The organism is Limnofasciculus baicalensis BBK-W-15 (assembly GCF_024178385.1).
GTDB lineage: Bacteria > Cyanobacteriota > Cyanobacteriia > Cyanobacteriales > Coleofasciculaceae > Limnofasciculus > Limnofasciculus baicalensis.
This window is the reverse complement of the sequence record NZ_JAMZMM010000219.1, coordinates 2,597-10,380: the sequence shown is the minus strand read 5'-3', so window position 1 is coordinate 10,380 and position 7,784 is coordinate 2,597. Positions and strand designations below refer to the sequence as shown.

Genomic DNA, 7,784 nt, shown 5'->3' with positions numbered 1-7,784 from the left:
CTCCAAATCCCCCAAATCCTTTACCTCCAGATCCCCCAAATCCCTTACCCCCAGATCCACCAGATATAACCAATCCACCCATATCTGAAGATCCAGTCAATCCACCAATATCTCAAGATACAGTCAATCCACCAATATCTCAAGATACAGGCAATCCACCAATATCTCAAGATACAGCCATATCATCTTCCCCGTCAGATAATGGGGAGGCAAATTCTCCACAACCAGGAGCCAAACCCGTAGAAGTTGCTCAAGACTCATCTCCGGCAGAAAGTGAGGCGGGAGTAACTTGGGCTGAGACAACTTTCACCCATCAGTTTGAGTCATATTTAGGGTTAGAGGCTAGTCAACCGATTACCCTAACTAACGCTCGCGAAATCTTGCAGAAAGTGGAAGAATCAACAGGTGTTAAACCAGCAATTATCTACGCAATGTTTACCCCTGCATCTGCAACATTAGAGAAACCCTCTGACAATAGCAACGATCGGCTAGAATTGGTAATTGTAACAGCAAAAGGACAACCTATTCGCAAGTCGATTGGTGTTAATCGGGCAGAAGTACTTAAGGTTGTGGAAGCATTCCAAAGTGGTGTGACTAATGTTAGAGATAATCGTAGTTATTTAGCACCCGCAAAACAACTATATCAATGGTTAGTACAACCATTAGAAGGCGACTTACAAACACAGGAGATTCAAAACCTAGTCTTTGTCATGGATGTTGGCTTGCGATCTTTAGCTGTTGCCGCCCTCCACGATGGCAAACAATTCCTGGTGGAGCGATATAGTATTGGACTAATGCCCAGTTTAACCTTAACCGATACCCGATATCAAGATATTAAAAATGCCCAAGTATTAGCAATGGGAGCCGATCAATTTACCGATCAAAAGCCATTGCCTGGAGTGCCAGTAGAGTTAGCAGCAATTACCCAAAGACTATGGAAAGGCAAATCTTTCCTAGATGATAAATTTACCTTAGAAAATCTTAAATATCAACGAACCCAGCGACCTTATGGTATTATTCATCTAGCCACTCATGCTGATTTTAATCCCGGTGCGCCCAGCAATTCTTATATCCAACTCTGGAATAGTAAGTTACATCTGAATGAATTACCGCAACTTGGTTTAAATAACCCGCCAGTAGCATTACTTGTACTGAGTGCTTGTCGCACTGCCTTGGGAGATGAGGAAGCCGAGCTTGGTTTTGCCGGGTTAGCCGTGAAAGCTGGAGTTAAATCTGCCCTTGCCAGTCTATGGTACATTAGCGATGTGGGTACAGTAGGGCTAATGAGTCAATTTTACGGAGATCTCGACACTGCACCGATTAAAGCCCAAGCTTTGCAACAAGCACAAGTAGCAATGATTAAAGGGAAAGTTCGAGTAGAAAATGGCCAGCTTCTTACTACTAGTGGTACGATGCTCTTACCTAGCGAAATCGGACAATCAAGAGAGTTAACTCATCCTTATTATTGGGCTGCTTTCACTTTAGTGGGGAATCCTTGGTAATTAGTTATTAGTTATTGGTTGTTGGTTATTAGTTATAACTGAGATCTTGCACCAATGTCAATAACCGTAGGGTGGGCACTCCCCACTAACGTAATAATAAGCTTTTCGCCTTATATTGGGGACTGCCCACCCTAGATACCTATAATAACAAATAACAAATAACAAATAACAAATAACAAACATGCTCCATAAACCTAAATTTAAAAGTTGTTTTCATGCTGAAATATTGGACGATCAAGTATTCTTGCTATCCGAGACAGATTATTTCTTACTCACTGGACATTTATATCAGCTATTAGCCCCATTAATTAACGGAAAAAATACTGTTGATAATATTGTCGATCTTTTAGAAAACAAATATTCTAAAACAGAAGTTTATTATGCTTTAATGAATATGGAGCAGAAAGGCTACATTGTTGAAGCAGATGACGATATCCCGTCGAATGTAGCTGCTTTCTGGGAAATGGCAAATCTGGATATTAGTACAGCCAAAAGCAGATTAAAATCCACCAAAGTTTCCGTAACTACTCTGGGCAAAATTCCGGTAAAAGAATTTATATCAAGTCTAGAGTCACTGGATATTATTCTTGACGAAGAAGGAGATATCGAAATTGTCTTAACTGATGACTATCTCCATGAAAAACTTGCGACTTTAAATCAAAAAGCATTACAACTTCAACGCCCATTGATGCTTATTAAACCTGTCGGAAAAACGATTTGGATTGGACCAATATTTGAGCCAGGAAAAACGGGATGTTGGGAATGTTTGGCTCAACGTCTCCGCACTAACCGCCCAGTGGAAACCTATATTCAACAACAGAAAGGGATCTCAAAATCTTATCCAACAGCCATTGCCACTCTTCCTTCTACCTGGCAAACAGGATTAAATTTAGCAGCAACTGAAATTTTAAAATGGATTATTCAAGGGGAAAACAAACAACTTGAAGGGATTGTTGTAACCCTTGATACCACATCTCTCAAAACAGAAAACCATATCTTGGTTAAGCGTCCCCAATGCCCTGCTTGTGGTAAAGATAATTCTGATAATAAACCATTACCTGTTATTTTAGAAAGCCGTAAGAAAACCTTCACATCAGATGGGGGACATCGATCTATTTCTCCAGAAGAAACACTCAAAAAATACGAACATCACATCAGTACAATTACCGGAGTTGTCCATAGTTTACAGGAAAAAGGGCAGATTGAAAATAGTGTAATTCATAGTTATTCTGCTGGACATAACTTTGCCCTAATGTTCGATAGTTTGTACTTTTTGCGGCAAACAGTGCGGGGAAAAAGCGGTGGGAAAGGCAAAACAGATATTCAAGCTAAAGCCAGCGCTCTTTGTGAGGCAATTGAGAGATATTCTGGTGTATTTCAGGGAGATGAAATCCGCAGAAAAGACACTTATATAAATATTAGGGATGTGGCAATTCACCCATACGATTGTTTGAATTTCAGCGAATTGCAATATCAAACATATCAACAAGGGAATATCACAGCGGAACGTTTTCAACAAGTACCCCAACCCTTTGATGAGGATAAGGAAATTGAATGGACTCCTATTTACTCCCTGACTAATCAAGATTTTAAGTATTTACCAACTGCTTATTGTTATTACGGCTATCCTAGGCATAAAAATCCTTACTGTTGGGCAAATTCTAATGGGGCTGCGGCAGGTAATACCAAGGAAGAAGCTATTTTGCAGGGCTTTATGGAATTAGTTGAGCGCGATAGTGTGGCATTATGGTGGTATAATCGTATTCAACGTCCCGGTGTGGATTTAGATAGTTTTGATGAGCCGTATTTTCAATCCATTACAGACTGTTACCGCCAAATGAATCGGGAACTTTGGGTGTTGGATATCACTACGGATCTAAATATTCCTAGTTTTGTGGCTATTTCCCGAAGAATTGATAAAGAAATAGAAGATATAGTATTTGGATTTGGGGCACATTTTGAACCCAAAATTGCGATATTACGAGCAATTACTGAGGCGAATCAAATTCTTCCTGCTGTTTTAAATGTTGCAGCGGATGGAAGTACTGAATACCGTTTTAGTGACAAGGTTGCTTTAGAATGGTGGCAAACTGCTACTGTAAAAAATCAGCCTTATTTGCTTCCCGATGTGAGACTTAAGCCGAAGGTATATTCAGATTATTCCCAACTCTGGGGTGATGATTTGCGAGATGATGTGATGACTTGTGTGAAGATTGCTCAAGAGAAAGGGATGGAAGTATTTGTTTTAGATCAAACACGTAGTGATATAGGATTAAATGTTGTTAAAGTTATTGTCCCCGGATTGCGCCACTTTTGGCGAAGATTAGCACCGGGAAGGCTTTATGATATTCCGGTAAGTTTGGGGTGGTTGCCAGCGCCATTGCAGGAAAATCAGCTAAATCCATTCCCGATGTTTCTTTGACACTACTTACGCAAAGCCTCTATCTGTAGGGTGCGTTAGCTTGCGCATAACGCACCCTACTAAGCTAAGAGGCTGAATTAGTAGATATATTTGCTTGTCGGAATTTCCGTCTGAGCCAACGGAGAAAAATTAACCATTTTTGTGCAGGAGGATCGAAAAATGTGAAGATATCACCATAGGCAGCAAAAGCATTGCGATGATGTTGCCAATGTCTTTCTGGAGTGGTAATAAATAGTAAATTACATAAAGTTTGCACAGGCTTAGGCGTTGCCCATTCAAGGATGGAAATATGCCGCCAAACTACATGAAACTCACCTAACAAAAGCCCGATAATTGTGCCTATCGGAGATAATTGCCACAACCAAGGTGTAAATATAAAGTAAGGTAAAGCACCCAGAATACCATCAATCAGCACCAGGGGATTTCTAGTCAAGACGGCGTAATGCAAGAAACTACGATTTTTGCCATGATGCACGACTGTATGAAACTTGCCAAATACATGCTCTGGCACATGATACAAGAATGTAGAAAGGAAGTCTCCGAGAAAAAGTAAGAGCCAAATTGCGGCAATTGCTTTGATAGTTTCCAAAATAAGTCCTCACAACTCATCGTAACTCACCGCATCTTAAAAGATCAAATTAAAGTTTTGTTTATACTGAGTTTAAGTATTGGTTACGCATCTAAATCCCCCTCTCCGTAAGGCTTCCTGAGCGAAGAGTTTCCCAAACCTCTTCCCCGAAAGGGAATTAAAACAACAAATCGATTGTTTGTAGTAGGCACTGAAGTGCCTAAAAATACGGTATTTCCAAGCACTGAAGTGCTTACTACGAACATAATCATACAAATCTGATGCTACCAGACTTGACATCACAAATAGGGGAAAACCAAATCAACTAGAATGGCATCTCATCATCATCATCTTGGAAATTTGCCAAATCTGGCAATTCTTCACTCTGATTATCTAAATCACTTTTAGTAATATCACTCCCCTCATTATTTCCCGCTTCAATCTCATCTAACTCTATCGATTCTTCTACTTCTATTTCTTGCCTTACCTCATCAATTATCTGATTTGATGGCAATTGATTATCAATGGGAGATTCGCTTTGCTCAGAATTATCTGTTAAATCGATAAACTCTCCCTCAAAAAACTGTTTGATACTATGACGTGCTTTCTCAACTAACTCAGCATCATAGTCTACTTCTGGTGTGAATGGGGTTTCAGTTGCTTCTGTTAATTGCTCCTTATCTGTAAAGTCATTTATAATCTCTTTGTCTGGGGTAAGTTTATCTTCCCTTAAACTTTCATTGACTTCCTGTCTTTTCTCAGATGACTCTTCTTGTATTTTTGGCTCTGATGCAGGGAAATTAGGTGATTTTATTTCATTATCTGATAGAGGCGGTGGCGTAATATTTGTTTCTGGTATCGATTCTCGATATGGATTTTGGGTATTTGGTTTGTCTGTAGAAATAGTATTAGTAGATTTAGATGATTTAACTTCCAGGTTTACCTTCACCTTACTTCGGAAAATAGCGGCAAAAGTTGCTTCAATTTTTGCCAAGCTCTTTTGAGCTGATTTCAGTAATGTTTCGTTTTTAATAGCAATGATAGCTACTGAGTTTTTGAAGCTTAATAACTCACCATGTTCCTTTAATAGGGATCTAGGGGCAGGAGGTAGATTGTCTAGCAATTGTTGCCATATTTGCTGAATATTAGGTTGATAATTATCGGGTTGATAAATATGTGAATTAGCAGGTTGAATTGGCTCTGATTCTGGATATATTTGCTGGGGATTTTGCTCTTGAGGTTCATCAATGGGATTGCTATTTACAGGAGGTGTAGCAGGTGGTTTTGTCCCGTTACTATGAAATCCATTTAGTTTGCCATTGCTGCCATTACCCAGATTAGATGGGTTAGGATTCCAATTGTTTGGAGTAGTAGGAATAATTCCGGTTTCCCGCTGATTTGGCAATTCCTGTTTGGGATTTTCTGATTTCTGTACCGATGACTGAGTGGTTGGATTAATTACTCTAAAAGTATTTGCTGAAGGTAATAAACCTAGGAGTGTTACTTCTAACCATAGACGAGGTTGGGTGCTATTTTTAATTTGAACTTCACTATTTTTTAGATGCTGTTGACCTTGTAAAATATCGGAAACTTCGATATTTTTAACAAATTCACAAATTTCTCGCCAAGTTGGGGGTGTAACTGCTACTAATTCGTTGCGGCTGGGGGCAGTTTTGGCAATAAGTAAATCTCGATAAAAACTAGCCATATTTTGCAAGACAATTAAGGGTTCTCTGCCTCTATCCATTAGTTGGCGAGAACAATCGAGAACTTTTTCTGAATTATCTTCTCTGATGGCTTTTGTTAGTGCTAATAAATCTTGTTCTGGCACTGCTCCCACTAAATCCCAAACACCCTCAACTGTCACTTGTTCCGGTAATAAACTCAGTTGATCGAGCATACTTTGAGCATCACGGAGTCCACCTTGAGCTACTTGTGCAATTAAGGTTAAGGCATCAATGGTAATATTAATGTTTTCTTTAGTAGCAATATCCCGCAAATGCCCCACCATTGCATCTAGGGGTATTCGTCTAAAATCAAATTTCTGACAGCGGGAAATAATTGTAGGTAATACTCGCTGTGGATCGGTTGTTGCTAGAATAAATACAACATGCTTTGGGGGTTCTTCGAGTGTTTTTAGTAGGGCGTTAAATGCTGCCACGGATAACATGTGGCATTCATCAATGACATAAACTTTATAGCGACATTGCACTGGTGCAAATTGTGCTTTTTCAATCAAATCCCGAATATTATCAACCCCAGTATTACTGGCTGCGTCAATTTCAATTACATCCAGTGCTGCACCAGATGCTGAGGCGATACTCTTACAGACTTCGCAGATACCACAGGGGGATTCTGTCGGCAAGTCACTCTTTTGACAGTTGAGGGATTTTGCTAAAATCCGCGCTGACGAGGTTTTGCCTGTGCCTCTTGGACCTGTAAACAAGTATGCTGGAGCAATGCGATCGCTCTTGATGGCATTGGTGAGGGTTTTTGCGATCGCCTCTTGGCCAACTAAATGGGCAAACGTCTGAGGGCGATATTTATGGTGTAGGGGTTCGTAACTCACAGGGAAAGTGCGACGGATCGGGTGTATTCTAGATTAGGCCGCTTGTGGCTGCCTTGAGCGATATTATTTTTTAATCTACTCATCCTTTAGTATAGTTCAAATGAACTATCATCGCTGTCCGTAAAATCTAATTCAAAATTACCGATTGCCAAATCATAATTCGCCCTAGTCAGGAATTCTGCCACCATTCCCCGTTTAGATTCCATCACCTTAGCAATATTACGGATAGTACCACCAGCCACATTCAACCTAGCCAACTTTTGAAAGTTTAGCCCCTCAGTTGGCGTTTGATCTGGAAAAACTCCTCGCCAAATTCTGACTCTCGCTGAGGGATCTGGGAAAGGAAATTTAACGATATAACGGAGACAACGTAAAAAAGCATTGTCGATAGATTGAGGGAAATTAGTCGTTAAAATCGCTAAACCTTGATAAGCTTCCATCTCTTGCAGCAAATAACCAACTTCTATATTAGCATTGCGATCGTGGCTATCTTTAACTTCGGTGCGCTTGCCAAATAAAGCATCGGCTTCGTCGAATAGTAATATCGCTCCACCATGGCTGGCTGCCTTAAAAATCCGCTGAAGATTTTTTTCAGTTTCCCCGATATATTTACTGATAACACATGATAAGTCGATTGCTAATGCTGTTAAGAATAAGGTAAAAGCTACTGCTAATGCTGTTAAGAATAAGGTAAAAGCTACTGCTAATGCTGTTAAGAATAAG

The 7,784-nt window shown here is 39.9% G+C and carries 5 protein-coding genes; 2 read left to right on the top strand and 3 right to left on the bottom strand.

The window, feature by feature from the left end; translation table 11 throughout:
• Together NJ959_RS19225 and NJ959_RS19220 are read left to right on the top strand one after the other, a co-directional pair.
• On the top strand, window positions 1-1,502 hold a 1,502-nt coding region (locus tag NJ959_RS19225), incomplete at its 5' end, for a CHAT domain-containing protein (protein ID WP_254013355.1).
• A gap of 181 nt (window positions 1,503-1,683) precedes the next feature.
• The gene (locus NJ959_RS19220) at window positions 1,684-3,924 is read left to right on the top strand and encodes a TOMM precursor leader peptide-binding protein (RefSeq protein WP_254013354.1); all 2,241 of its coding nucleotides are present in this window, start codon (window positions 1,684-1,686) and stop codon (window positions 3,922-3,924) included.
• 64 nt (window positions 3,925-3,988) lie between these two features.
• Here NJ959_RS19220 and NJ959_RS19215 read toward each other — a convergent pair whose 3' ends face one another.
• From NJ959_RS19215 to NJ959_RS19205, 3 genes are all read right to left on the bottom strand, one after another.
• A complete protein-coding gene (locus tag NJ959_RS19215; protein WP_254013353.1) occupies window positions 3,989-4,513 on the bottom strand; it encodes a sterol desaturase in 525 nt (174 codons plus the stop codon).
• A 304-nt stretch (window positions 4,514-4,817) separates the two neighbouring features.
• The gene (locus tag NJ959_RS19210; protein ID WP_254013352.1) at window positions 4,818-7,061 is read right to left on the bottom strand and encodes a DNA polymerase III subunit gamma/tau; all 2,244 of its coding nucleotides are present in this window, start codon (window positions 7,059-7,061) and stop codon (window positions 4,818-4,820) included.
• Between the two features lie 86 nt (window positions 7,062-7,147).
• Window positions 7,148-7,784 (bottom strand): AAA family ATPase (locus NJ959_RS19205; protein ID WP_254013351.1); only part of this gene is annotated, 637 nt, incomplete at its 5' end.

Coding starts and splice junctions, on each gene's coding strand:
- NJ959_RS19220 (WP_254013354.1), top strand. CDS start 1,684: ATGCTCCATAAACCTAAATTTAAAAGTTGTTTTCATGCTGAAATATTG.